We start from the raw sequence: 25,896 nt of genomic DNA on the forward strand, positions 1-25,896 counted from the left end.
CGGTGACAGCTGAGGCCAAGTGATCAAACTCGAAAAATGGTTCGACACCACGACGATAGAGGGACTTCCCTCCTGCTCGAGGACGTCGGCGGTGCACCCGGCTATGCCAAATACCTTGATGCCAGCGGCGACCTTACTCATCTGGAACATGAAAATATGCGCCGCCCCCCACAGTTCGATCCCAACGTCGTCGCCCCGAAGATGCTCGAGGCCGCCGTCAACGCATTGTCCAAAATTTGGAAGCCGCGGCGTCGCGGCACGCGGCTCAAATAGATGTCAAGCGTCAATCATCAAAAGGGCCGCAGAGCTACGCTTACAGTCCGCTTACCGGTCTGGCAAGCCAAAGTCGGCAATGAAGAGGCGAGGAACTTCAGCTCGCTCACTTCAGCCGGAGTGAGTTTCTGGCTGACGGACCGCAGCGCTTGTCTTGCCGCTTTGGGACCAACCCAGGCAAGCGCGCGCACGCTCGACGGCTTGCGAGGGATAGCTGCCAACCGGGCGCATGCTTGAGCTCCACCATCTGCTTGCCGATGTAAAGCTCACGAGAAGGACCGGACGTTAGATATAATCTAGCATCCCAACGGAGCAATCGCGGTTGCTGCCACAGACCAGATAACAGCAGACCTCCTCAGCATTCCCGAGGTCCTCACTTAACGAGTAACGCACATTTGCGCTGTATGAAGTCCAACATCAGCGGAACAGGCAGCCGCAATAGTGCGGCCGGCACCGGCCAGAGGAATCGAGTTCAGAACTGTCGAAGAGCTCAAGCTAAATGATCTCGAAGTATCTCCGACGTTCAAAGTCGGTGACCCGATGTTGAACGGCTTCCCACTCCCAACGGCGCGAGCAAGAAAACGCTTCAACAAACCTTTCTCCGAACACATCACTTGCCGCTGCAGACTCTGCAAACCGAGAAGTTGCCTCTGATAGGCTTTGAGGCAGTCTCGCGGACGGACGACACATTTCCGCGCTTGCATCACCGACGATCGAAGCCGGTAGTACCGGACCTGTCTCGACACCCAATATTCCCGAACCAATCGCACATGCGAGCGCGAGATATGGGTTCAGGTCTGCGCCAGGCAGCCTATACTCCAGGCGATGGGCAGATGGCTCTCCCGGAATGGCGCGAACCGCGCAGGAGCGGTTGTCAACTCCCCAGCTTGGACAGATTGGTGCCCAGCAGCCAGGTACCAATCTCTTGTAGCTGTTGAAGTTCGGCGCAGCGAGCACACAGAAGTCATTCATGTATTCTAGTTGTCCGGCGATGAATTGCCTCATAAGTTTCGAGACGTTGCCGAACGCATCACTGTCGTAAAACGCATTCTGACTATCCGAGGACATCGAGATGTGAATATGCCCGGACTGCCCGGGCCATTCCTCGGAAACCTTGGCCATAAATGTAGCCATCATGCCTCGCGTTTGCGCCCAGGCCTTTATCATCGACTTGAATATGGTTGCTCGATCGGCAGCTTCCAGCGCATCACAATGACGAAGTGACGCTTCGACCACGCCAGGTCCCGTTTCAAAGTGCAGTCCGCTGAGAGGTATTCTAGCCTTGTCACAAAGCGCCAAGATCTCATCGAACAGCTCATGTTGCGCGACAGAGCGCGCAATTGAGTAACCGAACGGGCCGCGAGTTAAAGGAGTCCATTCGCCGAACGGCCTTTCTTCAATCGTGTCTGCGTTCTCCTTAAACAGCATGAATTCAAACTCGAACCCGGCAGTGCAGTCGTATCCGTGTTCAGCAGCCCTTCGCAGGACCTTACGCAGAATACCGCGCGGGCAGATGTTCTCATGTGCGCCCGTGAACTCCGCGAGGTAGAGATATTGATCGCCAAGATGAGACACCGAACGGCCGGTGCCTGACAGAATACGCAGGTCAGCATCTCCGAACGCTGATAGCGGCTTTTGCGTGAAACTGGCCGGAATGACCCGGTCCGTACAATCCCACGCCAGCACCGCTTCAGAGAACTTGATAACTTTATCTCCCTCCGAGAGATCTTCACCCAAGACGTGTTTGCCTCGCAGAACGCCATCGAAGTCGCTTACGCCGACCATCGCCGCGCGGGCTGGATTCGCTCCGGTCAACCTGGGATCAGTTGGCATTAGTCGCAGTCCTGCATCACTAAATCGAACACCTGGTCCATCCGCATTGCTCGCAACTTGCGATAGTCACTCTCAAGCTGAGTCAAGTCGCTATTCACGAGATAAACGATGCCTGGTGTTGACGCCAAGTCGATCGTGGGAACTAGCTCTTGACCAATCGGAACGAATGCAATGGCGTCCGCGAAGCTCGGGAGCTTGCGGATGGCTTCGAGTCCCGGGTAACCGGCAACGACACCGCCCATATCTGAGATCAGCGAGACGCAAAGTGCGTGAGCCTGCCGCTTGTAGGGCCCGCGCAGCCTCATATGTTCAGCAAAGCCCTTGGGATCTGCGTAGCGCCAGGCCGTCAGGGTCATATGGTTGTGCCCCAACGACATCGTTCGTGCTTTTGCCGACATGGTCCCTTGAAGCCTCGCTCCGAAGTCCACCAGGACCGGTCCCCGATGATCGACGATGATCTCAGCATGAGCCGGTCCGTGGACGATCTGTAGTGCCTGCAACGCACGCACCAAGTAGTCGGACAGTTCCTGAACGATTGGTTCGCTGCCCTCCAACAATCTCTCAAGTGAGCAGACCGATGATGCCCTCTCAATAGGAACCGTGTCATAGGTCCAGGCCTCCGTAACGAAGGCTTCCCCGTCGATCGAGATGGCATTTACGGTATATTGCTGGCCGTTTATTTTTTCTTGCCCAAGGGCAAAACGATTCAACGCTCCGACACGGTTCGTCTTCCCGACAATTGCGCTTAGAGCCCGGCGAATATCAGCATCTGTTGAGCAAAAGAATACATCCTCGGTACCCGTACTGTTCAGAGGCTTGATCACGATCTGATCGAACTTCGCTTCGCGCTTCCAGCTCGCGATCTCTACAGGACTGTCGGACACGACTTGTCTGATCGATCGCACGCCCGCGGAGGTCAGCGCGCAAGACAATCGCGCTTTGTCACGCCGAGCAGCGGATAGCGCGGTCCCATTTGATGGTAAGCCCAGCCGCTCCGACAAAGAATCGGCGAGTTCAACTCCGGTCTCGCAGCCCGCGATAACGAACTCCAATTCCCGGCCATGGAGAGCCTGGAGATGATATTCAACGATGTCGTCGTACCCCATGCGCTCGCTGGGGCGAATGACTTCATCATACAGATCCGCATTAAAATGCGATTGGAATATGGGCGGAATCTGTCCAGCCGACATCACATGCACCGTTCCAATTCCATAGCGCTTGAACTCTTCCGGTAGGTATCGGCCGGTAGAGTATGCGTCTACGATTACACAATTCCGTTCTTTCATGCGGATCTCCGATACTGCACGTAGATGTTGCAGACAGCAACAGCGGTAATGAGAACATTTCCAACGAACGTATGTGACGAAGGCACGATGCGAGAATCGAAGTACTGGAACAGGAAGGTGATGATAGGGGCGGTGGACAGGACCATGTTGACGGTGAAGGGCTCTACGCGGCGAATGCCCTGCTGGATCAAGAGCAAAGGAACAAGGATCGTCGACAGCCCAATTGTTGCGATCGCAAACCAATGCTGCGAGATCTCAGGCACGATAGATGAATGGTCGACCAGTCCCAGCAGCAAGAGAATCGTTCCATAAAAGCGATGCGCCAGGACTTGTCGGCCAGAAAATCCACGGTCGAACAGTAGTTTGACAAGTATATTTGTAAGGGCCAGCGATAGGCCGGCTACGATGGCCAAGACGATGCCAAAGGACGATCGAGCCCCCCACTCCACGCCCGCGTTGCCGCTCGCCGATATCCAAATCATGTAGCTCCCGATCGTTGCGATCGTAACGCTAACGACAATATCGGATGCTGGAGGGGCACCCTGGCGCCTGATCAGTGCGTTTAACCACACTGTTGCGGCGGGCCCCAGCGCCACCATGAAGGCGACGACGATCGCAGGCTCAGCGTATTTCAGTCCTATAAATAGGCCGATCCAGCTGATTGCTGTCACGACATTGAGCGCGACGAAGACCAGGAGCGACGACTTCACCATCGTTGCCTCGCCTCGCTCGTGGCGAGCCAGGAGATTGAACATCAGACAAACAACAGCGAAGGACAGCAGGAGCGCGACGAACACATCCGCTTGCTGAAAATACGACGCCGCATAAACCTCGCCTGCCGCGCTCACGACGACATAAAGCGCCACAAAGAAAACTCCCAGAGCGAAGCGATTCGTCAATCGCTCAGTCTTCCTGTGCCCGCGAGGCGGCGCACGGCCCTCGCAGGACCAGGCGCGTGCATCGGATCCGAGGGACTGTCCTTTCGACCTGCGACCACGTTTGGTTTGAAATGTCACAACCCGCCTCTAGTTTTTCTTAGTTCGGTAGTACCCAACACACGCCTCTCCAAATGCCTTGAACAGTTGCTTGCTGAGAAGATCGGTTGAGACGTGCCATTCGGGGTGCCATTGCACACCGATTTGCAGGGTCGGGGCGCCAATGACCGAAGCCGCCTCGACCAAACCGTCAGGCGCCCACGCCTCCCGCCTCAGCGCCGGGGCAAGGGCCTCGATGCCTTGATTGTGCAGCGAGTTGACTTGCGCTTCGATCGTCCGCGCGATTGGAAAGAGCGCGCCATCGGAACAGATCCTGACGCTGTGCGCGGCGTCGTACTGACGGTCTCTTGGACGATCCGGCTTCTCGGCATGCATCGCGCCACCTTGCGGACTCCACTCCGCAAGCGATGAGCGGAGCGTGCCGCCGAAATAGACGTTGAGTTCCTGAAGCCCACGGCAGATGCCCAGAATAGGCATTCCGAGCGCGATGGCGCTCTCTATAGTTAGGGCAGAGAGCCTGTCCCGCGGACGGTCAAGGATCCCAACCGCAACGTCCTGCCGATCAGCCTCCGTCAAGGACGCAGGCGCTCTCAGGACGGCGGGGTCGATGTTCGATTCATCACCTGTCAACACCAAGCCGTCGAGCCGGCGCATAATCGCCGAGGGGACCTCCTCCGTCGCATCTTCGGTGTCGACCGTCGGCAATATGACGCAAGCCAATCCCGCATGACGATGGAGTGCCTGCAAGTACTTGCGCCGCAACCAGTCGCGATGCACACCATCGGCCATAAAACGATTCGAAGTGACGCCGACCACGGCTCGGGTGCTCTCTGGCCGTAGCAACGTCACGCGACCTGCCCTCGCGTGCGAACCTCGGCAACGGACTGCTCATACAAGCGTCGATTTCGCTCTTTTAACTGAGCTATGACGCTAGGTTGACCTTGAGGTCCCTTGACAAAGAGCCCGCCCCAGGTCGCGGCAACCTTCGCATAGTTGGGATCCTGCATTCGGATTTTCTGAGCTTTGCGCAACAACCAAAACGGGATACCCGGCGAAAGGTGATGCTCAAGGTGGTACTCATCCAGATTCTGCCCGAGGATGGCTCGCTCGAGGAAATTTCCTTTCCGATTCCTGGTGAGATAGACGTTCTGCGTCTCGGTTTCGCACATAGGTGAGTGCTCGGCTAGCTCGATAAACCAGCCGAGGACCTGGAACGTGGTGAGATAGGGCACGATCCAAAATAGGACGACGATATGGAGCAGCCCAACAGCATATGACCCGGCCAGGATGCTGATCCAGAAGAGATAGAAGCCATACTTGTCGATAAGTATGACTGAGCGACTCTGATCCTCGGCCTCTGTGATCGAAAATCGATTGGTCCAAAGATACCTCAGATACGCTACTGTCGCGCCGCCGAAGATCGGCTTCCAGATCATGTTGAAAGCGTACCGCTCCGGAGGCTGCACGTCGTAAACGCCGCTGGCCAGGAAGAACTTCAGGTCGGGATCCTTGTCCGGGTCTCCGAGATAGGGATGATGCAAATAGACGTGCGAGATCCGGTAGGCCCAGTGGCGCTGGAACAAGGGATAGGAAGCGAACAGAATGCCCAGGACGTAGTTCCAGGTCATGTTCTTCGCGAGCGTGCGGTGAGCCGCATCATGAGCGATGGTTGTCAATCCGCGCTGATAGGCACCAATTAGAAGGACGGCCAGCGGGTAGAGCCACCATGAGACCGACACAGTTGCGAGCGTGCACGCTGTGATGACAGCGTAATCTTTGGCAATATAAGCGGCTCCCGTTATGTTGTCTGGCCTCAGCTCGGAGAGCTGCCTATTGATTTCTCGGCTGAATTGAACGGCCTCATAGCGTGATGACCTCAATTTCCAAGCGTCTGCCTGATTCATGAGAACCTCCTCCTGATCGCCTTGCAGGTTGTCAGATTGCGGAAAGCGCCTTGTCCAGATCGCGCAGTATGTCGTTGACATCTTCGATGCCGACGCAAAGCCGGATCGAGCCGCCAAATATGCCGGCGGCTTCGCGCTTTTCCCGCGGGACGGTGGTGTGGGTCGTCGAGACAGGATGGGTCACGAGGGTGCGGGCATCGCCTACATTCGAAACGTGATACATCAAGTCGACGTTCTGGATGAACTTGCGCCCGGCTTGTTCGTCCTCCACTTCGAACATGACCATCGCCCCATGTCCGTATGCAGCATTGAGTGTCTGTTCGACGGTTTCCCGATCGGCGCCTTCAAAAAGCCCCGGGTAGAAGACACGGCGCACTTTAGGATGCTCTTTGAGAACGTCGGCCACGATCCTAGCATTCGCGCAGTGCTGCTTCATGCGAAGTGGCAGCGTTTCAAGCCCTTGGATGAGTTGAAAGCTCGCAAACGGGGCGATGGCCGCGCCGGTATCGCGCAACCAGGTCATGCGAGCCTTGAGAAGAAACTCGCTCTTTCCAAGATCGTCGACATCTCGCACCGCGTTATGCCAAACAATTCCGCCATGCGCATCGTCGGGACGGTTGAACAAGGGAAAGCGAGAGGCTCCCCGGTAGCTAAACTCGCCGTTGTCAACGATCAGTCCACCGAGCGTCGTGCCGTGGCCGCATATATATTTCGTTGCGGAGTACGTCGTAATAGCAGCGCCGAGATCTGACGGCCGGCATACCAGCGGCGTCGTCGTATTGTCTACGACCAACGGCACGTCGTACTTTCGGCCGATCTCGGCCAGCTGTTTGACGGGGAGCGGAATCAGACAAGGATTCGAGATCACCTCTCCGAACAGGCATATCGTGCGATCATCAATGGCACGTTCGAACGTCTCGGGCCTTCGAGGATCGGCCGTCCTCACGCTGATCCCAAGACGCTTTAATGTGTTGTGGAGCAGGTTCCAGGTATTGCCATATAGATACGGAGAGGCGACGACATTGTCCCCCACTTCGCCACTTGACAGGTTGACGATAGCAAGGAACGTCGCTGCTTGACCTGACGCAACGGCGAGCGAGTCGCGTCCCATATCGACGGCGGCGTAGCGCCTTTCCAGCGCGCGCGTCGTTGGATTGATGATCCTTGTGTAGGTGAACCCATCAGCCTTGACGTTGTAGACGTCGGCAATGTGGTTTAGATCGCCATCGAGTTCATAAGCTGTGTTCTGGTAAATCGGCACTGCGACGGCTTTCGTCGCTACGTCACGTCGATAGCCCGCATGCAAAACAGCAGTCTCGGCCGAAAACGGCAGCTGCGGGTCCCTAGCCGCTCGCGCCGGCATCCTTATGCGAGCCCCGCATGTCTCTTGGGCCAACATCGGCGCCGCTGACCGAGCCTGACGGGACCGTAGATATGTACGAAAAGCGCAGCCCAACCGCTCGATCCAGCTGGATTGGATTTCCCCAATGCAACCGACGCGGAAGCTCCGCGTCGGAAGATGCAGCTTCGAGTAGACGTAAAGGTTGTGGGCCGCTAAGTGGCGATACAGCCCATCGAATCCTGCTTGGTCCACGATTCCGGACGGCGCACTGAACGCGACGCAGACCGGCGACTGCAACTCCGTGGACAGCAGCGGAGACACCAGTCCTTCGAGTTCTTTGAGGAGATCGTCCCTGACCTTCTCATACCTGCAGCGCCTGGCATCAATGCCCTCCTCGTGCAAGATCTCCAAGGCCTTTGTCGTTGCCTGAACGATGTGGGTGGGAGGGGTCGATCGCCACTCACCGGTGCGCTCGAGCGAGCGCCATTGATCTCTCACGTCGAGCACAAACGACCTCGGTTCTTGAACCGCATTCTCGAGCAGTTCGCGAGACGCGATGACAAACGCTACTCCCGGTGGCCCTTCTATGCACTTATTGCTCGATGTGACCAGGACGTCAGGTCCACGCTGGCTCAGATCGATATTAAGGGCACCGAAAGAACTCATCCCATCGATGATAGTCTTTACGCCACGCCGCCTCGCCTCCTCCACGATCGCGTCCAGCGGATTGACGATTCCGGTTGTCGTCTCACAATGCACGAAACATAGATGCGTAACGCCAGGATTTCGGTTCAGATGCTCGCCAATTTCTTGAGGGTCCAAAGGATCGGTGGCCCGCTTGACAAGCTTTAGTGCTTCGACACCCCACAGCTGCAGAATTCGTAAAATGCGCTCGCCATAGATGCCGTTTATGCAAACGAGCGGCCTGTCGGCTCGGGACACAAATGAAGAGAGAGCGGCTTCCATTGCAAAGGAGCCGCCTCCCTGAATAGGCACCACCGAATAGTCTTCAGGATTTCCCAGCAAGCTGAGCATCAGCCGCCTCATGCAGGCGGTCACTTCATTGAACTCGCAATCGCGCGATGCGAGATCAAGCTGCATCTGGCTCCTGACTGCCAGCGATAACGACAATGGGCCAGGCGTCAGCAAAGAGCGCTGTCTTGTCAAACCAATCCTCCTCAGGTTGTAGTAGTCAATGGATCTGGAGAACGCCAAGCCACCAGGGGAGCCCCTTGGCGAGCGTCGACTTCCTCGTGTCAACAGCTTCGGGGCAAGCATCATAAATCGCGGGCGCGTTTCCGGGCCGGCGCCCAAAACACCTGCCGGATGGCACCCTCCATATCTCATCGCAGATACGGAGCGATCTCACATAAAGCTCATCACCGATGCCATTCACAACCGCGCCCTCGAACGTAAGTGGCGCCGACGCGCGCTCTCATCCCAACCATCACACATGCGCTGGCTTGAGCGCCGTCGGCTTCTTGCGTCGCGAAGCAGCAGCCCGGCCGACCGACTTACGCCGTGAACCTGCTCTATTCAGGCAAACTTGACGTTAGGAAAACGATGCAGTCGGATGTCATCGCGCCCGGATGCAGATCAAGACACGGCACACTTGATGATCGTCGTCGGCAGCGGGAGGTTGATGTGTGGACTTGAGCTTGATGCATTCGCACTCCGTCGTCGTTGGAGGGTTTCGGACGCTGATGACCTGTCGCTGTCCATATGAACATCGTACAACTTGACGTTAGGGGCGTTTCAACCCTCTCCGGAGATTTTCTCGCGTGAATTATTCCTGACCGTACTCGCATCTGCCCGCGACAAGCCGACGTAGACAGCAGAGTGCGGAGAATCACAGCGAGCTATAATTAATTTGAGAGTTCGACATCAGGACCGCCGGCCTTCCGCCTGCGAGCGTGCTACCTGCAGGTAAGTGATGGCGAAAACTTCCCGTTCACGTGCGATCCTCGCCATACCCCCAGATGGAGTACGTGCTTCTCCGCCGTGCCAGCGAGATCCCCCTGGATGGTGGTTCCTGGAAAGTGTACGCCCTCGTCGCAGATGACTGCCGGTATCACGTCGTTGCGCTTGAATGAGCGGCCTTGGCAGGCTGTGGTCGAGCCCGGCTTGAAGACAATTGAGCGACCTTTGAATGCTGGCCCTTTAGCAACGATCAGTTCGTCACCTTTCGGCGAGTCGCCGCGAAGCAGAATATGTCATCCTGCTTTGCTAGGACTACGTCGAGCCGACTCCAGATGAGTGGCGTGTCCTCTCTGCGAGCAATCGCTATGCTGGTAGCATCTCTCAGTTCTGTACGCCGCTTCGCGGCGAGAACGTCTTACGGATCAATCATCGGCTTTGTAAGCGTGCCGTGGTCGACGCGCGTGAGGCCCAAGGTGAGCCGGAGTTCCATCGCGTCGCGGCACTCAATGAGCGCAAGTACCTCGGGCATGAGGCGCTCTGGTTGGACGGATCGCACCTCCAAGCACTTCTGCTCGCGTTGGCTCCTCTGCAGCGCCAGCTCGTTGATGGCGAGCTCGCGTTCGACGCGGTCTACCACGCGGTCGAATAGGTCACGGTTGACCAGAGCCGATCATCAAGACATCGCCCTTGTCGCTTGCCATGGATGAACTCCCTTGCCTTTTCGGCCGCGCCCATCGCCGGCTTCATGGCGATCAACGGCGGCAGGCGGGACGGAGCAGAACCCGAAGCATGGCGGAGGCCCGTAGCGCAGCGCAGCATGGCTAGGGTTCGCGGCTGCTTTGTCGCGCGATGCGAAGGCGCGAGACGTACGCGGGCCGGATCGGTCGACGAGCGGCGGCCAAAAGGAAGCAAGCTTCCCGAAAGGCATAGTCGCGATAGGAGGGAGTCGAGGCCGACTGCTAAGTTCGGATTGGTCAATATACTGAAGCAAGCGCCCGCTCGCTGGAAGCGCCAGGCTCGGAAAACCGAGGCTCCACCCTCATACTGCGCGAAAGATCGAAGCCGGCCGAGCCGCTGCCTGGCTTGGCTTTGCGGGAGCTCGGCGTATCGCTGGCCACACGCGTAGCAAGAAGCGCTAAGCGAAACTCAACCTACTAGGAGTCGCACTTCCTTTCTGGCCTTTGTCATCGGGTCGTAGATTCTGATCTGGAGCATGGAACGGCGCTTCTTGAGCTCCTGCGCTCCCGCCCATGCTCCATCTCTGCTCGCGTACTCGTTCTTGAATTGACCATCCACTTCGAGCACGTAACCGGAAGTTGGCAGTCGAGGAGTGGGGGCGACAATTTTGTTCCTTTAGAGCGAAAATCCGATCGCAGGCCCGCCTGAGCCGAATCGCCTTGGTCAAGCCAGCAGGATATCGCTGCGAATCGATGGTGCGATGCGAGGGACATCTAACCATCAAGAATTGAGCGCGCCATCAAGACATCCACTACCGCTTCCGCTGAATGCTCTAGGGTCTGCTCCATGGTCCTGAGATGAATCTCCGGTGTTGTTGGTTCTTCGTAGCACGAATCGATCCCGGTGAAGTTCTTGATCTTGCCGGATTTCACTTTTGAATACAGGCCTTTTGGGTCTCGCCGAGCGCATTCCTCGATCGGCGTATCGACAAAGACTTCTATGAACTCTTCCTTGCCAACCAGGCCGCGCACCCTGTCCCGTTCGGCCCTAGAGGGCGAGATGAACGAGCAGATCACGATCAAGCCGCTGTCCGCCATCAACTTGACAACTTCACCGACGCGCCGAATGTTCTCCACGCGGTCCGTCTCCGAGAAGCCGAGGTCCGCGTTTAATCCGTCCCGGAGGTTGTCGCCATCCAGCAGCATGGTATGCCGCGACATGCCACACAGCTTTTGATCAACCAGGTTGGCAATCGTCGTCTTTCCCGCGCCAGACAGGCCAGTGAACCAGATGACGCAAGGCTTCTGATTCTTGAGCGCGGCGCGCTCCCTCCTGTCCACGGATAGCGCTTGCCTAGCAATATTGGTGTCCCGCCGTAGCGGAAAGGCGATCATGCCGGCCCCGACCGTACGATTCGTGTAACGATCGATGAAGATAAATGATCCGGTCTTTCGATTGAGGTCGTAGGGATCGAATACTGCGGGCATTGCGGTCGCAACATCGCAGAAGGCGATCTCATTGAGGGAAAGCATCCCGGCGGCCAGATGCTCACAAGTGTTGACGTCGATCCGATGCCTAATTGCGGTAATGCTGCCGGTAATCGTCTGTGATCCAATCCGCAGCACGTAATGGCGTCCGGGAGCGAGCGGCTCCTTGTCCATCCAGATCACATAAGCGGCGAACTGGTCGGCGACCTTCGGTCGGTCGTCCGGTCGGGACAGAATGTCGCCACGGCCGATATCAATTTCATCTTCCAGTGTAATGGTAACCGCATCGCCGGCTTCGGTGCCGACAAGGTCGCCATCGTGGGTCACGATCCGCTTGATGCGCGTGGTCCGTCCCGACGCGGCGACAACGATCTCGTCTCCTGCCGAGATCCTCCCGGAAGCCACCGTCCCGGCATAGCCCCGAAAATCCGGGTTTGGGCGGTTCACCCATTGGACCGGAAAGCGGAAAGCCTGGCCTGCGATGCCGGACGGGATGTCAATGCTCTCCAAATGCTCGAGCAGGCAGGGACCATGATACCAGTTGGCATGAGCAGAGCGGTCCACGACGTTGTCGCCGTAGCGGGCCGAGATCGGGATCGGAACGATCGAGGTGAAGCCGAGGCCGGAGGCAAAGGCCAGATAGTCACGGGCGATCCGATCGAAGCACTCTTTGTTGTATGCGACAAGGTCGATCTTGTTCACTGCCAGCACGACATGACGAATACCGAGCAGCGAACAGATAAAGGAGTGGCGGCGGGTCTGAACCATCACGCCTTTGCGCGCATCGATCAGGATGATGGCGAGCTGGGCATGCGAGGCGCCGGTAGCCATATTGCGGGTATACTGCTCGTGGCCGGGAGTGTCGGCCACCATGAAGGAGCGCCGCGGCGTCGTGAAGAAGCGGTAGGCGACGTCGATCGTGATGCCCTGCTCCCGTTCGGCCTCGAGCCCGTCCACGAGCAACGCGAAATCGATGTCATTTCCTGCGCTGCCGTGCTTAATGCTGTCGCGTTCCAGCGCCGTGAGCTGATCGTGGTAGATCATCTTGCTGTCGTGCAGCAATCGGCCGATCAGCGTCGATTTGCCGTCGTCCACCGACCCACATGTGATGAATCGCAGCTGATCCTTCGTCCTGGCAGGTTCCGTTGTCGGCTTTGCAATCATCAAAAGTAGCCTTCCCGCTTCTTCTTCTCCATTGAAGCGGCTTCATCGGTATCAATGAGGCGCCCCTGGCGCTCCGACACAGTCGCGGTCTGCATTTCTGCGACGATGTCTTCGATCGTCGTCGCATCGGATTCAACAGCCCCGCTCAAAGGATAACATCCAAGCGTGCGAAAGCGGATCATCCGCATTTCCGGCGTCTCCCCGCAGTTAAGCGGCAGTCGCTTGTCGTCGATCATGATCGTCGCACCATTTCGACGCACTGTCGGTCTTTGTTTCGCGCAGTAGAGCGGAACGACCGGAATCTTCTCGAGCATGATGTATTCCCACACATCGAGCTCGGTCCAGTTTGACATCGCAAACACGCGCATGGTTTCGCCCTGGCGGATCCGTGTGTTGAACAGGCTCCAAAGCTCCGGCCGCTGGTTACGGGGGTCCCATACGTGTCCGGCCGAACGGAAGGAGAGTATCCGCTCTTTTGCGCGACTCTTTTCCTCATCGCGCCGGGCTCCACCAAAGGCGGCATCAAATCCGTGGAGGTCGAGCGCCTGCTTCAGCGCGTCTGTCTTCATCACCTGGGTATGGAGCGTGGAGCCGGAATCGATCGGATTGATCCCGCGCGCGATGCCCTCCTTGTTGATATGGACGATCAAGTCGAGGCCGAGCCGCTTGGCTGTCGCGTCTCGAAAGCTGATCATCTCGCGAAACTTCCAGGTCGTGTCGACGTGAAGCAGGGGGAAAGGCATTTTTGCCGGATAGAACGCCTTGATCGCAATGTGCAGCATCACGCTTGAGTCTTTTCCGATCGAGTAAAGCATGACCGGCCTTTTGAACTCGGCGACCACATCACGCATGATTTCAATCGATTCAGCTTCGAGACGGCGCAGATGTTTCGGCAGCATATGTCTTCTTTTCGATGCAGGATCTCTGTTCTTCGCCGTTCTATGGCTCCAGCCCAGAGTGGGGAATATCCGCGGCGGAAACGGCCAGCCAAGAGGCAGGCTCGTCCATGAGGTCAAGCCCAATTGGACAGCAGACTTGCAGACGCGGCAACATATCGCATTCCGCCCCTGGTGCGGCCGGCGCCGACGTCACACCTGATCGGGAGATCAGCTCGTGCGGGTTAAGGATCTTGGCTAAATCAACCAGCGTGTTTTGATCGCAAGCATTCAGATCGCCCTAGGAGATATTGAGGATCTGCTCAAGCCGCGCGACCTCGCCTCGCAACATCTCGATAGCCGCGTCGCGGTTCTCCGAAACGTTCCAAGCAGTGTGGACCGGCTCTCCAGCGTGAGAGGGGCCGGATAATGCTCCTGCCTTGGTACTTCGCAAATCCCACCAGGTTCGGAATATCCGACGATAGAGTTCGGTTACCTGACCTCCCCTATCCAGCACTCCGGCTTTCTGTGCATGCAGCAGTTCCTGCTCATATCCGAGTTCCAGCAAAAGCTCAGCGCCGACCAAATCCGTCACGGTCTGCATCTCTTCGACGCTCAATTGAGATTGCCATGACTTGACAGAGCTTTCGTCGACGGCGTTTCGTTCCAGGATTTTTCGATCCCCAAAGCTGCTGGATCGAAGATAATCTGCTTGTCTCATCCCGGTCGATGCGACGGCCGCTGGGTCACAGCCGAGCCCCGTCAACAGACGCCGGGTTTCCTCGTCCGGATGCGCCACGAGCAGTTCGTATTGCACGAACTGTGTCTGCGGGCGAGTGCGGTGCGCGGCGAGCTTGGGAAGGCCCAGAACCAAATCGGCGAGTGAAGTTATGATGACGTCGGGCAGACGGAGCATGAGATCGGCGAGACCGGATACGCTAACCGAATGCGAGCTTTCTGTCCGCAGTGGGATGCCCCATGTCGACTTCAGTGAAGCGGCGATGGCATAGGGATTGCGCATCAGAAGGATGTGTGGCGCTTCTGGATAGACAGATTCAAGAAACTCAAGCACCGTCCAATAGCGTGGTGTCTTGTCTATGATGATGCGCTTGCCCGCTTCTGCCAGATACTGATCGTATGCTGCATCGGCAAAAGCTCGGCTGACGATCGTGCGATCTATCCGCCCCAGGAATTCGGAGGTCGCGGCCTTGATCAGTGAGCTGCCCGCCGGGTGACGCTGATCCACCATGCCAAACGCTTCAAGCGCCAACATCAACCAGGGTTCAGGCGGAGCCACGATGTCTGGATGGTGCTGGAGCAAGTGCGCCAGGAGTGTCGTCCCGGATCGCGGAAGACCGAGGAGAAAGCACACCTCAGGCGAACGGCCAAAACGTCCGCTCATCGTTCAGACCCTCCTGCTTGAAAAGCAACCCCTGTCCGCGCTCGCTCGATTGAGCGAAAATAGCCCGCCGCGCGATCACATGGGCAACCGCATGCGTACAAAGCGTCAAAACGACAAGAATTTTGTCTACCACTCATGACTTGAGAACCGTTCAGTTCGATCGATCGGGCGGGATCACGGAAGCATAACTGCAATTGCCTCCTCGATTGCTCGACAGTTGAAACGAAGTCAAGCGCCAGCTCAATTGCACGAAGGTTGATCGCGATATGGGAAGGTTGGGAAGAACTATACGAACGTTTGCCGAAGACCGCCCGCGGTACATGGAAGGTTATTACGTGTAGTCATAAGCTGCCCGTTGCTGGGGCATTGAAGCCGTAAATGCGACAGCACCTCGCTGATGTTCGGCGTACAAGAGCAGACAGCTCGGCGAGCGCGGCAAAGAAGCAGACCACATCGCGGACATCTCACTTGGCGGGGCGCAGCTATCGTGTCAGCGCGCATCGATCCTGACGCAACTTTGCCGTGAATGCTGCCGTGGTCCGTCAAGACACTGTGCCATAGCTCCGGCCCGCCTGTTGTTCGCAAGCCCATCCGTCCGAACTATACCAACTGTTTGATTTACCTGCTCTTGCAGCACTGCCGCTCCCCTAATCGGCCCTAAGGACGGTTGTAAAGAACAGAACCTGGCTTAAGATGCCACCGGATTTACCTGATCCAGCAAGCGAGCTTGGCCGCATCTATACTGACGGAGACGAGATTGTCCGGCCGTTCATGTGGGAGAGCAGACCATGCGTGTCTCGAAGAAGAACTTGCCAGATTTCCTACCGTTGTGCTGGGCATCACTAGGCCACGTGGACGATCCTGATGGCGGTGGCCTATTTGGGCATTGAAAAGGGTGTACCGGTCAATCTGGTGTCACGATTGATGCACGTCGACCCTTCCTTCGTGACGACCCACTCAAAGCTGCTAGAGAAAAACGGTTTGCTGCGGCATAAGTCCTCCGCAAACGATACCTGGATCCTGCAGATGTCGCTGACGGCCAAACGCGCTGCATCTCGCGACTTTGGCGCCACGACAGGCAGCGCAAAATGAGCTCACTTTTGATGAAAGCGACGTTGACCGATCAAGCGAGCTCATTGCCAAGGCTGCTACAATGAGGCATCGCCTGGAAAGGGCCCGCTCTGGCATTCAGAAGACTAAACGCACGACTGTCAGAAATGGAGCTCGCTAAGCATGAGTCTCCCATCCTTCGAATATGTCTTGAAGCAGCGCGGTCGAAGGTGGTTGTGGTCCGTGCACAACGCCGACGGCACGCAGGTGATGACGGGTACAGGACGTAACCGCTCCGCCGCCATCTACCAAGCCAACAGAGCGCTGTTTCAATTGCTGTTGAGCGCGCCATATCGCGTCGGAGCTCAAGCTAGCCAACAGGCTCGGCGCAGTCCGCTTACGACCAAACTTTAGCCTGGCGTGAGCTTCGAGGACGCCCCATTTGCGAGGTTGTTTCCATTTGGCTAAAGCGATCAGCCGATGTATTCGGCCCAGCGCGGCCAAGACTGCCTCGCCGAAGCTGAACAAGCTGCTGGCCGAACGGATGCTAGATTCGGCCCCTAGGGGAGTTCGTCTGAGACTGGTCAGCTTCTCGAAAGGTAACGCGCCCAGGACTGAGCGTTGTGGCTCCATCGCATGCGTTCCGGGACCGAGCGTTTCGGGATTTTATCTTCGAGACAGAGCTATGGCAAAGGCTATGTCTTCACTCGCGATCACACATCGCAAGCGGCCGTCGCCCCCCTTCCAAGAATCTTGATCAAAGATGAGGAGGCGCTGGAGCGCATTCCGCGACATTGAAGTCCAGCACGTGCGTGAAAGACTCTCTTATCGCGGATCGGCAAACCTAATGTGCGACAAAGTTTCTATGACCAAAGAGGGCGGCCCGCGAGCCGCCCTAACGCGCCATTAGGCACCGCTGCTCAAAATTAACGCTGATGTCCGAGTCCGATCCCGAGATTTAAGGCCTTCTGGCGTAGCGCGCCGGCGCTGCGTTTGGTCATTTTTGCTATCTTTATGACCGGGGTCCGAGCCTTCGAATGGACTTTGAGCTCTTTGATATCTGCCTTGGTCCACTCGCGCCGCTTAACGCGTTTCTTGGTTGCTTTTTTCACGATGAATGCTCCTTCTGAGAAGAGGGCTTGTAACATAGTTTTTTCGCGCGACGACAGTAAAAAAGGACAGTCGTCGGAACTCGCGCCGGGTATTAGCTCGGTCATGTTCTGGAATGGCCAATCGCGATGAACCTGAACAGCTGCATCTTGGAGAGGTTCGTGATTTATATTAAGCTTAGAGCGATCAAACATCGAGGTTCCTGTCATTCAACTATAACGAAGCCTCTCAACACAGAGTCTGTACGAAGTTTACAATTCCACTCCTGCACTAGTCCAGACGCCCTGTCTTCCGAAAGCCATGTTAGTCTACGTGCTTAACTTCGAATAGAAGGGCGTCGATTGGTGAAACATCGGAGCGGTCTCTTGCTATGGTCACCTTATGACGATTAGCGCGCTCGTTATCTAAACGCCAGAGACCCCTTGGGGCTTGCGCGAATACTAGATCGGTCACGTCTTCGTGTCGGTCGTCCGGGCTCGGCTCAACGCGTCGGAGTGCACGAAGACATCAGCTCCTCCATTCCTTAGGTTTGATGAAGCCATATCATCCCTTGGTCGCGCTGAACCACTTCACATACCAATAGCCACTGCATTATGTCCAAACTGAACTTGCGCGATCTAATCGGGTTACGTGGCCATCAGCAAGGGATTGAGCGGCAAGCCGTCACGCCGATAGCCCTTGCGCGGGCTCAATCGCTTGCCGGGGAGCGCTTTCTGCGCGCGCTCGTTCGTAGCTGGGAAGACACCAGGGGCGCCTACTCATCTTCGGGCTCTTGCGCGATCTCCCGCTCAACCTGACCCTGCTTAGCACCCAGATCTAGCAGTTCGAGCCTCTCAAGAGCCTTCCTTCCGTCGTCGGTGATAATCCAGCACCCGGCCTCTCGCTCGATCAGCCTTTGGCCAAAAATATCGAGTTGGGGCGCGCGGCTCGCGATGCGCTTCATACGCGCCGGCCACTCTGGGCCGCTGCTGTAATAGATGGCCAAATGCTGTTTAACGACTTCGATGCTCGCCCGTCCGTGCGGCTGGCCGGCAAGTATTTTCCGTATGGACAGCTGAAAACTCACGCGAGCACGCCATCGAGTCGAGGAAAAGCTCCATAATACTTATCCTGAGGGAAGTCGCAGCGCCGTGCGCCGCTTTTCAAAAGAAACCTTGCGCCATAAGCCTGATGAAGCAGGATATCCACCTGCCGTCGACGCGGTAAGCAAGGTTCTCGACGGCATCCTGCCCTGAGTGTTTTGGAGAATGGGTCAGCGGAGATAGCCGCGTTGGCTACGCGTGTGACGAGTTCTCCCCTGCCGTCTTCGACCGATTTGAGATCAAACTACGTCGGTGGTAACCGCGCTGTTGCACATCTTGGCGAATGACATCGCTCACTGAACGCACCGCCCGCTTCTTTCGCTTCCAACTGCCGGCCAACCCCGCAGGAATCGCAAACCCTCGCGGAACGACCAAAAGATCGCGTCTTCCGTTCAAATAAATATCGAACATGTCGTCCCTCGTTTGATACGAGCGTAGATCGCCGGTTCATACATTTGGTGACATCGAAGCAACAGTTGCGCTTTAAGACTCTACGCGAGTTTTCTCCGGATTTCGCCCGCACTTGAGCGTGCATGGCGCAATCCCGCTTCTCCTTCACGTGCTCCGCATTGCCGAGAATACAGGAGCCTTCGCACGCCTTACTGTCGCTAACAGATCCCCTTATCGGGGCGTCGTTCTCGATAAGGTAATAAGCTTTGCAGGCAACCGTTGGATCGACAACGAGCCGGTGAACTGAATTGTCCTTCAGTAGACAGAAGCCTGATCTGTGATGCGACGGACTTTTGCCGCTCGGACGAATTTGATTGACATTGTCTGGCGTGGCAATCTTCTTTTGTTCTGAGTTTATCCCTGACCGCGCGATCAAATCGCACTCGGGTGCTGCTGTTTCAATGTACGTGAGGACCGTTGCGGGCACGATGGTGCCGCCGGACGTGAACGTGTTCACATCCCAACTTACCGCCCACTGGTCACGGAACACAGACATGGCGTTCATAGCGCGAACGCGAGATTCGCCAGTCACAAAGTGCTACGCTCCTCGGTCCAACTTGTGCCCTTGACATCTGACCATTGGCCGACATGAGGTCGATATGGATCAGCCTTCGTCAGATCGACACGATAATGACCATCCGCGTTTTAGGAATATTGCCGTCCTTGTCAGGAATATGCGCCCGAGCAGGTGGAGCGCACTCACCATTTCTGTTGAGCGTCTTCATGCAATACGCCGCGCCCTTTAGACTGCATTTACTTTGTCTAGCGGCCACATCGCCGTTACCGAGGCGAATTTGATCGGACCGAGTTGTAGTTCGGCAGACCTATCATCTCCGCCTGCGGTAGTCGCGCCGGCCGTTCATAGCGGCGTGAGGATGACGGCCGCGGCGGCCAGGCTGGCGGCGAAAGCGAGCAATACGCAGAAGGTAAACGCCGAATCGTGTTCCCATCGCTGCGGCAAAGAAGAAAACGTAGGCAGAAACAGCGAGTACAGACATAAGGACTGCTTCACCCATGCCGTGGATTTCGAGGCGGCAATGAGGCTTGTCCTGTGTCGGCCCTCTTTGAATGCGGGCATGCTCGGGAGTCAAGATCTTCGGCGAGGAACTGTTGAGCGCAATCAATCGCGAAAGGGGAGGATATCTCACGACCGAGCGCGCAGGGTCTGTTCATTCGGGCAGTCTTTGAGCGGACTTGCATGGTTTTGCCTCTCGAGGTCGGCCGGCGCAGCGGACTTTGGTCTGACATAGGCCGCTCACCCGCTGCAGATCGCGCAATATGTCTCCATAGCGGCAGCAAGCGCATTCTCGGAAAAACCGTCAAGTGCGAGGCGCTTGCTCAAATGTTCAGGAGAGCGCGCTCTTTGCGCCATGGTTTGAAAGGCAGATGCGGACAACACGTGCGATCGCATCGATTTGCCGCGGGCTCAAGTAAGCCCGGTTCGGATGTCCGGGACAGGCTCGCGCGCAACCGGCTGATCAGATGCCTTAACCGTCAAGGGCATTAATGTGTGCAGATTGGCCAACCACGCATACCCTTTGAAACAGCCATGGCTGCCAGAGGCAGACTTGTGCTTGACATGAACCAAACAAGACCGACTTGTGGGAGCGGATCCTTCCGGATGGCCCTGCCGGTACGACGCTTGACGGAGCGCTGCAGAGCCAGTTGAGCGGCAGGCGGCAAACTGCGAGGTCCGCTAGGTGTCGTGAGACAACAGCGCGCTCGCCGATTTGACGCCAGCATCACCAGTTCTTCTCGAATCGACGGTCAACGCGATCCTGTCCGGATCACGCTTAGATTACAGATTGACCCACAATTCAATTCGCAGGCTTCCCCCGCCAAAGTCAAGCTAACCAGCCCATGCCGGCGGCAATGCAGGCGGGGTTCGGAACTCTATCACATCGGCGAAGACTGTCCAATCGCGAACACTCTTTTGCTTGCAGAAATCGCTCTCCGCCTGCTGTGCAGCAGCACTCAGCGAGGCGGCATCAACCTTGAACGCTGCCTGACAGGCACGATGTTCGTGCCCGGTATCGTCACAAACGGTCTTAATGAACCGAACATTAAATGAAGGCATGGCATCCTCTTCTTGTGGGTTTGCTTATCCACCATTCTGCCATTCGCGCCACAAGTGTATTTGAGCTGCCTCAAGCAGCATCCCCAAGAGCTTGTCCGCTCCTCCATCGAGATAAGGTCGAAACTTTGGCACCGCGGCTCGAGCGCTCCTGTTGTGCCGCAGACCACGCGACCTCTATTTGTCCAGCTTGGCGGATCGCACTCTGTTTTGGGCCGAGGGATAACGCCTTCTGGTCTGCTCATGCCCTCGACTGACAAAATTGAGTCGCCGATGAATCGAGGAATGTCTGAAGAGATGATTGAGAGCCGCATGCGCCGTCACGCCCGCCGGCTATTGATCTCTATCGATCCCATACTCAACCGCTGGCAATATGGGGACTTGAGAGGCCGCGAACTTTACACGCGATACTTGATGGTCTCACGAGGCATTGCCGCAAACGCCAAGTCATTGCGCCAATCACCGGCAGAGCCATTTCTGACGGGCGCCGGCGGCCGGGGCTATCGATGGCGAGACCTACGCCCACGTGATCGTGGGCCAACGAGGCGAACCGCCCCTGCGGGCGCGACAGCAAAGCCGATGATCACGCTTGCCGCAGCCAACGTTTCGATGAGCCCAGGGTTCAGGACTTCAGCGCCAAAGCCTATGGCTGGGGATCGGCCCGGCAAGGCCACCGATAATGCGAGGCGAGCGATCAATTGACCATCTGCTTGCCGGTATCGCAGCATCGAGGACAAATGCTGTCGTGGCCCTCGCGAGCGGTGCGCCTCAAATCAACCCCGCTCCACGCTGGCGTGTTGCGGACCAACGCGAAGCCCTGGCGGATCGCCCGACTTGGACATGTCGCCTGCCAACGCGGGCCTGTGCGGCTCGCAGCAGCCGCTCGAGGTCGGCCATTCTGGATGCGCATCAACTCTTTTTGACCTGCATCAAATACTACGGCGACGGCCTACTGATAGAAGTGAGCTTCCCGTCCTAGGTCACACACATGGCAGACAGAAAGACTTGGCGCCCCTCATCTTTTCATGTCCAGATACCGGCGACCGAGTTCAAGAACTTCTGCCGGACGTCCCCGAGCCGCGTGCCGATGACATGCACACAATAACCTGCGCCGCGTGCGAAGGCGTCCACTTCATCGACCCGCGGACGGGCGCGATGATCGACGCCGAGCGCAGCTAGGCCCGTCCGAATGGGGTCAAGCGAGCTCCGGCGTCTTCCGGGTCTCGGGGATGCCGCCCGCTTCCAAGGGCGCGGCTGACGTCATCACAACCCAATGCCCCACGATGACGCCGTGGGACAAGGAGATTTCCCACCAACGAAGGATGTTCGACATGACAGACCACGGGGACATTAGTCCCGCCGGGGGCCAGATTGCGGGAGCGGCAGTCCAGTTCAACTTCTGCAGAACGGCGGTTAATACCAACCGCCGGGGTCTTGAGCTGATCCAGATCGATTCGACCGAAGCCCGGAAGTTGTTTCGCAGCGCCAATCCTAATATTTCGGTTGGCGAGCCGATCATGTCCCGGCACGATAGGTTCAACGGCGCCACGGCCGATAAAACCCCGGCCGCGACTGGCGCAATCGAGACCACGCCGCCTGGGCAATATTGGGCTGAGCCTGCTCGCGCGGCGGCCCAAGCCATCTCGTCCGTAGTTCAGAAGGTTGCCTGAATTTGTCAGCCAGCAGCGATGAACACCGTCCAAGATCTACTGGCGACCTGACCTGGGAGCGGCTCGAGACGGCGCCGCCCTTTGATCGGGATCTGGAGATTGCCGTGATCGAGGGTAATACCATTCACCGGGTGGTCTTTCCTTGCCGCCGGACCTTCGGCGGCTGGATCAAGGCCAAGACCGGAGAACACGTAGCCGTGCAGCCGACGCACTGGCGCATATGGCCAGATAGCGGGGGCCATCCTGCACAATAGATTGGTGTGAGTTGAGGCCTGTTCTGGTCCGGTGGCCTCTCGTGGGAAACAATGTAGAGTCGATCGAATGAGAGGGTCTACCAGGAAACATGTCCGACCACGTCTGGTAAGGCTATGGCACCGCCGCGCTGGCTCTCGTGCTGTGCCCGGCGCGAACTCCATATCTTCAGGACCTCACGTTCACGAACATCTACCTTCCAGTACAAGATCCATATCCAGAAGGTCGAGGCCATGGCTTCCTGCCCGCGCTGCGAAGTTGCCACGTCGACAGGTTCACCGTTGCTGATAAGGGCCCCGGCATCAGCGCTGATATCGCCGACCGACTGTTCCAGCCCTTTGTCACGATTAAAAGGCATGCCATGGGTTGTGGGGCTATCAATCTACCGGACGATCATCGAGTCACATGGCGGCCATATCGTCGCGGAAGCGAATCCGGGTGGCAGCACGATCCCTCAGTTCAGCGCGCCATTTGCGGAGCTTAGTGAAGAGACATGATTGGGCGGCGCATTCTTGTGATCGACGATGACGCCGCAATGCGGGACTCGCTCGCGTTTCTTCTTGATGTAAACGGTTTCTACGTAGCAACCTATGAGACGGCGACCGCGTTTCTTAATGACGCCGCGAGAGGTCCAGTTGATTGCATTGTGTCAGACATCCGTATGCCGGGTATGAGCGGTCTCGAACTAGTCAGTAAAGTGAAGGCCAATTGCGTCAACTGCCCAGTCGTCTTGATAACTGGTCATGGCGACGTATCGCTCGCAGTCGAAGCGATGAAAGCGGGTGCGGTCGACTTCATCGAGAAGCCGTTCGTGGAGGAGGTGCTATTGCGTGCGATCAATAGTGCATTGGAAGCGCGGCCAACGAAACCAGCCGATGACGCAGCGAAACTGGAGGCGGAAGCCCGCCTCGCGGGCCTCTCGTCGCGCGAGCGTGACGTCCTGCAGGGACTATTAGCCGGCAAGATTAACAAGGTGATCGCCCATGATCTCGGCATCAGTCCCCGGACAGTCGAGGTTTACCGTGCAAACCTCATGGCCAAGACCAATGCCCGCAGCATGTCTGAGTTGATGCGGATCGCCATTACTGCGGGACTCTAGCAACCAGCGCAAATGGCGCGAATGGCTTATTCATGCATCCAAGCTGCGCAGTCCAGACGGCGAACGGAGGGTTTTCAGGCGTACCGCACCGAGCCGATCATGTTTTCGTGACGGCTACTAATGCACACACGCTGCTGGTTTCTTGAATCACGACGGCACATGAAGCAGATCAATTACGTGGGCCCACATTTGTGCTCCGATGGACAGCAGGTCTGTCACCCCGGAGGACGGCATAGTTCGGCAATATACTGGTCCATCCGCCAACGGAGCTCCCGGTGCGGGCTGCCGTGAACGGTTCGACTTCCATCGCATTGGGCACAAGTGCGCATCTTGACGCTGTGGCAATCGGCTACGAGAGGACCATCATTCGCTCATTGCGCCCGGCTGGGCGACAGTCACTTCAGTCGCCGAAATTAAACGGTCGCGTGCGCTGGAGAGAGCCGAAGCGGCACTGCGGGCACGGAACGCTGGCATACCAACGCGCGCAGAGTGCGGTTCTGGCCGAGGCGCGCCGCCCTAACCATCGTCACACACCACTAAGGGGGGCTACGACAGCGTACCGCATGATCATCAAGCGCGTCGACCACGTCGGCCAGCGTACATCGATCGGGATGCCGTTAATATCCGCCTCGTCACCTCCGCGGCCGACCGATGCTGACGGGGATCAGAGCCAAGGCCCCCGAATAGATTCCCTGCGCCGAGCCGAAAGTGGCGGTGGACGACAACTTTTCGGCTGGCTGGAGCTCTTCACTGGTGCGGCCGTGCGCTTCCGACTGTTTCCATGGACGCGGCCGACGAGCCAGCATGCAGCTTTCTAATCCGATTTGAACATGTTTGAGCAAACAAGGGACCGCGCCGCCCCCATTGAAGACGCCCTGCTCATGGCACCTACGTGTAAATACTTAGTGACTTCTACCTAGGGAAAACATCCAAATTTTCCAGTTCATCAGGATCAGCCAATCTGCGTCCCATCGACGTTCGCAAGATAGGGTCCGCCATGCAGGCCCAGGCCGCCAGTTTTACCGAGACCAGCTGCTATCCGACGAGCGCCTTGCGTGGGAAACCTCAACACTTCGGCTAAGTTGATTTACGCCAGCTCAAGTCAAGCGCGCTGCTTTTTTGCGTCGAACAGCGCGGAAAATTGCAGCGCAAAGGACACCGAACTCGGCTTGGGCGAACTTGCAAGTGGCAGAAACGCTTCCGGCCTACATTGTGCCTCCAGGAGCACCGCAATGATCATCGATCTTTTGCTTCGAGAGCATCGCAACATTGATCTGCTTCTGGCCGCTCTCCAACGCGAATTGGAGATTTTTGAGAAAGGGATCCGTCCCGATTATGAGGTCATTCGCGCGATTATCAGCTATTTCGAGGTTTACCCCGAGGTGTACCATCATCCACAAGAAGACTTGATTTTTTCCAAGCTCAAGGCCTGCGATCCGGATGCAGCTGAAATCGTCGGCGATCTCGCGGTTGAACACCAGGAAGTCGTCGACCGTTTGCACCGCTTCGCGCGAGCTATTGACGCCATCCTCGCGGATTGTGAGCTCTTTCGGCAAGACGTCGGCAGTATCATACGCGACTTTATACTACGCGAGCGGCGCCACATGATGTGGGAAGAACGAGATTTCTTTCCGGTCGCACTGAAGGCTCTCTCGGCACAGGAATGGACCGAAATCGCTTCCGCCGTCACCGATCTTGGAGATCCGCTGTTCAGCGAGACAGCGGCAGCCACTTCCGATGCGCTAAGAGCGCATATTCTGAAATTGGAGCAAGAAGCTGAGGCCGAACGGAGCTCGGTCGCGTTATTCGTCCACCAAGGCCGGCCCCCCTGACACGGCGCCGAGACGGGAGGGGCCGTATTGATCGCTGCCGTTTTACAGCAGGAATAAGACCTCATGCTCATCCTGTCGAAATGAAAATGGGGGTGTTCGCTGGCACGTAGGCTGCCGT

Annotated in this window: 20 protein-coding genes; 6 read left to right on the top strand and 14 right to left on the bottom strand. The window is 57.1% G+C overall.

The features are described 5' to 3' along the window. The first annotated feature begins 36 nt into the window (after positions 1-36). Positions 37-273 (top strand): hypothetical protein, encoded by a 237-nt coding sequence (locus tag AC5ZFO_RS39030; RefSeq protein WP_496123507.1) that lies wholly within the window; start codon positions 37-39, stop codon positions 271-273. Between the two features lie 495 nt (positions 274-768). On the opposite strand, the gene AC5ZFO_RS39035 is transcribed toward AC5ZFO_RS39030, so the two are convergent. The 6 genes from AC5ZFO_RS39035 to AC5ZFO_RS39060 form a co-directional block, all read right to left on the bottom strand. Beyond that, positions 769-2,106 (bottom strand): glutamine synthetase, encoded by a 1,338-nt coding sequence (locus AC5ZFO_RS39035; protein ID WP_496123508.1) that lies wholly within the window; start codon positions 2,104-2,106, stop codon positions 769-771. Continuing rightward, positions 2,106-3,392: an ATP-grasp domain-containing protein gene (locus tag AC5ZFO_RS39040; RefSeq protein WP_496123509.1), complete on the bottom strand. Its 1,287-nt coding sequence runs from the start codon at positions 3,390-3,392 to the stop codon at positions 2,106-2,108. Before AC5ZFO_RS39040 ends, AC5ZFO_RS39035 begins: the two co-directional genes overlap by 1 nt. Further along, positions 3,389-4,291, bottom strand: coding sequence for an EamA family transporter (locus AC5ZFO_RS39045; RefSeq protein ID WP_282525262.1), 903 nt, complete (start codon positions 4,289-4,291; stop codon positions 3,389-3,391). Before AC5ZFO_RS39045 ends, AC5ZFO_RS39040 begins: the two co-directional genes overlap by 4 nt. Before the next feature lie 126 nt (positions 4,292-4,417). Next, the gene (locus AC5ZFO_RS39050) at positions 4,418-5,203 is read right to left on the bottom strand and encodes a gamma-glutamyl-gamma-aminobutyrate hydrolase family protein (protein ID WP_496123510.1); all 786 of its coding nucleotides are present in this window, start codon (positions 5,201-5,203) and stop codon (positions 4,418-4,420) included. Positions 5,204-5,232: 29 nt separating this feature from the next. Then, on the bottom strand, positions 5,233-6,291 hold the full coding sequence (rtxC, locus tag AC5ZFO_RS39055; protein ID WP_496123511.1) for a dhydrorhizobitoxine desaturase: 1,059 nt from the start codon (positions 6,289-6,291) through the stop codon (positions 5,233-5,235). A gap of 31 nt (positions 6,292-6,322) precedes the next feature. Beyond that, the gene (locus AC5ZFO_RS39060) at positions 6,323-8,734 is read right to left on the bottom strand and encodes a 2-aminoethylphosphonate--pyruvate transaminase (RefSeq protein ID WP_496123512.1); all 2,412 of its coding nucleotides are present in this window, start codon (positions 8,732-8,734) and stop codon (positions 6,323-6,325) included. Positions 8,735-10,001: 1,267 nt separating this feature from the next. Between AC5ZFO_RS39060 and AC5ZFO_RS39065 the strand changes: the two genes are divergently transcribed. Beyond that, the gene (locus AC5ZFO_RS39065) at positions 10,002-10,202 is read left to right on the top strand and encodes a hypothetical protein (RefSeq protein WP_496123513.1); all 201 of its coding nucleotides are present in this window, start codon (positions 10,002-10,004) and stop codon (positions 10,200-10,202) included. An 802-nt stretch (positions 10,203-11,004) separates the two neighbouring features. Here AC5ZFO_RS39065 and cysN read toward each other — a convergent pair. The 3 genes from cysN to noeE form a co-directional block, all read right to left on the bottom strand. Then, positions 11,005-12,882, bottom strand: a complete 1,878-nt coding sequence (gene cysN / locus AC5ZFO_RS39070) for a sulfate adenylyltransferase subunit CysN (protein ID WP_496123514.1) — start codon at positions 12,880-12,882, stop codon at positions 11,005-11,007. Then, positions 12,882-13,838 (bottom strand): sulfate adenylyltransferase subunit CysD, encoded by a 957-nt coding sequence (gene cysD / locus AC5ZFO_RS39075; RefSeq protein WP_282525287.1) that lies wholly within the window; start codon positions 13,836-13,838, stop codon positions 12,882-12,884. The genes cysN and cysD overlap by 1 nt, the downstream gene beginning before the upstream one ends. Positions 13,839-14,058: 220 nt before the next feature. Further along, positions 14,059-15,159 (bottom strand): nodulation protein NoeE, encoded by a 1,101-nt coding sequence (noeE, locus tag AC5ZFO_RS39080; protein ID WP_496123515.1) that lies wholly within the window; start codon positions 15,157-15,159, stop codon positions 14,059-14,061. An 864-nt stretch (positions 15,160-16,023) separates the two neighbouring features. On the opposite strand from noeE, the gene AC5ZFO_RS39085 reads away from it, so the two are divergent. Next, complete coding sequence (locus AC5ZFO_RS39085; RefSeq protein WP_282525267.1) at positions 16,024-16,251, top strand: helix-turn-helix domain-containing protein; 228 nt, start codon at positions 16,024-16,026, stop codon at positions 16,249-16,251. 884 nt (positions 16,252-17,135) lie between these two features. On the opposite strand, the gene AC5ZFO_RS39090 is transcribed toward AC5ZFO_RS39085, so the two are convergent. The 4 genes from AC5ZFO_RS39090 to AC5ZFO_RS39105 form a co-directional block, all read right to left on the bottom strand. Next, complete coding sequence (locus tag AC5ZFO_RS39090; protein ID WP_404979901.1) at positions 17,136-17,513, bottom strand: hypothetical protein; 378 nt, start codon at positions 17,511-17,513, stop codon at positions 17,136-17,138. 560 nt (positions 17,514-18,073) lie between these two features. After that, positions 18,074-18,385, bottom strand: coding sequence for a hypothetical protein (locus AC5ZFO_RS39095; protein ID WP_496123516.1), 312 nt, complete (start codon positions 18,383-18,385; stop codon positions 18,074-18,076). 1,325 nt (positions 18,386-19,710) lie between these two features. Further along, on the bottom strand, positions 19,711-19,929 hold the full coding sequence (locus tag AC5ZFO_RS39100) for a hypothetical protein (protein WP_282525269.1): 219 nt from the start codon (positions 19,927-19,929) through the stop codon (positions 19,711-19,713). A gap of 771 nt (positions 19,930-20,700) precedes the next feature. Next, complete coding sequence (locus AC5ZFO_RS39105) at positions 20,701-20,928, bottom strand: hypothetical protein (RefSeq protein ID WP_496123517.1); 228 nt, start codon at positions 20,926-20,928, stop codon at positions 20,701-20,703. 1,328 nt (positions 20,929-22,256) lie between these two features. On the opposite strand from AC5ZFO_RS39105, the gene AC5ZFO_RS39110 reads away from it, so the two are divergent. Continuing rightward, complete coding sequence (locus AC5ZFO_RS39110) at positions 22,257-22,595, top strand: hypothetical protein (protein WP_282525271.1); 339 nt, start codon at positions 22,257-22,259, stop codon at positions 22,593-22,595. 331 nt (positions 22,596-22,926) lie between these two features. On the opposite strand, the gene AC5ZFO_RS39115 is transcribed toward AC5ZFO_RS39110, so the two are convergent. Next, on the bottom strand, positions 22,927-23,205 hold the full coding sequence (locus AC5ZFO_RS39115; RefSeq protein ID WP_282525291.1) for a hypothetical protein: 279 nt from the start codon (positions 23,203-23,205) through the stop codon (positions 22,927-22,929). A gap of 135 nt (positions 23,206-23,340) precedes the next feature. Between AC5ZFO_RS39115 and fixJ the strand changes: the two genes are divergently transcribed. Beyond that, complete coding sequence (fixJ, locus tag AC5ZFO_RS39120) at positions 23,341-23,946, top strand: response regulator FixJ (RefSeq protein WP_282525272.1); 606 nt, start codon at positions 23,341-23,343, stop codon at positions 23,944-23,946. Positions 23,947-25,178: 1,232 nt separating this feature from the next. Beyond that, positions 25,179-25,778 (top strand): hemerythrin domain-containing protein, encoded by a 600-nt coding sequence (locus AC5ZFO_RS39125; RefSeq protein WP_282525273.1) that lies wholly within the window; start codon positions 25,179-25,181, stop codon positions 25,776-25,778. The last annotated feature ends 118 nt before the right edge of the window (positions 25,779-25,896 follow it).

The sequence above is a fragment of the Bradyrhizobium sp. Unk1 genome, assembly GCF_059512345.1.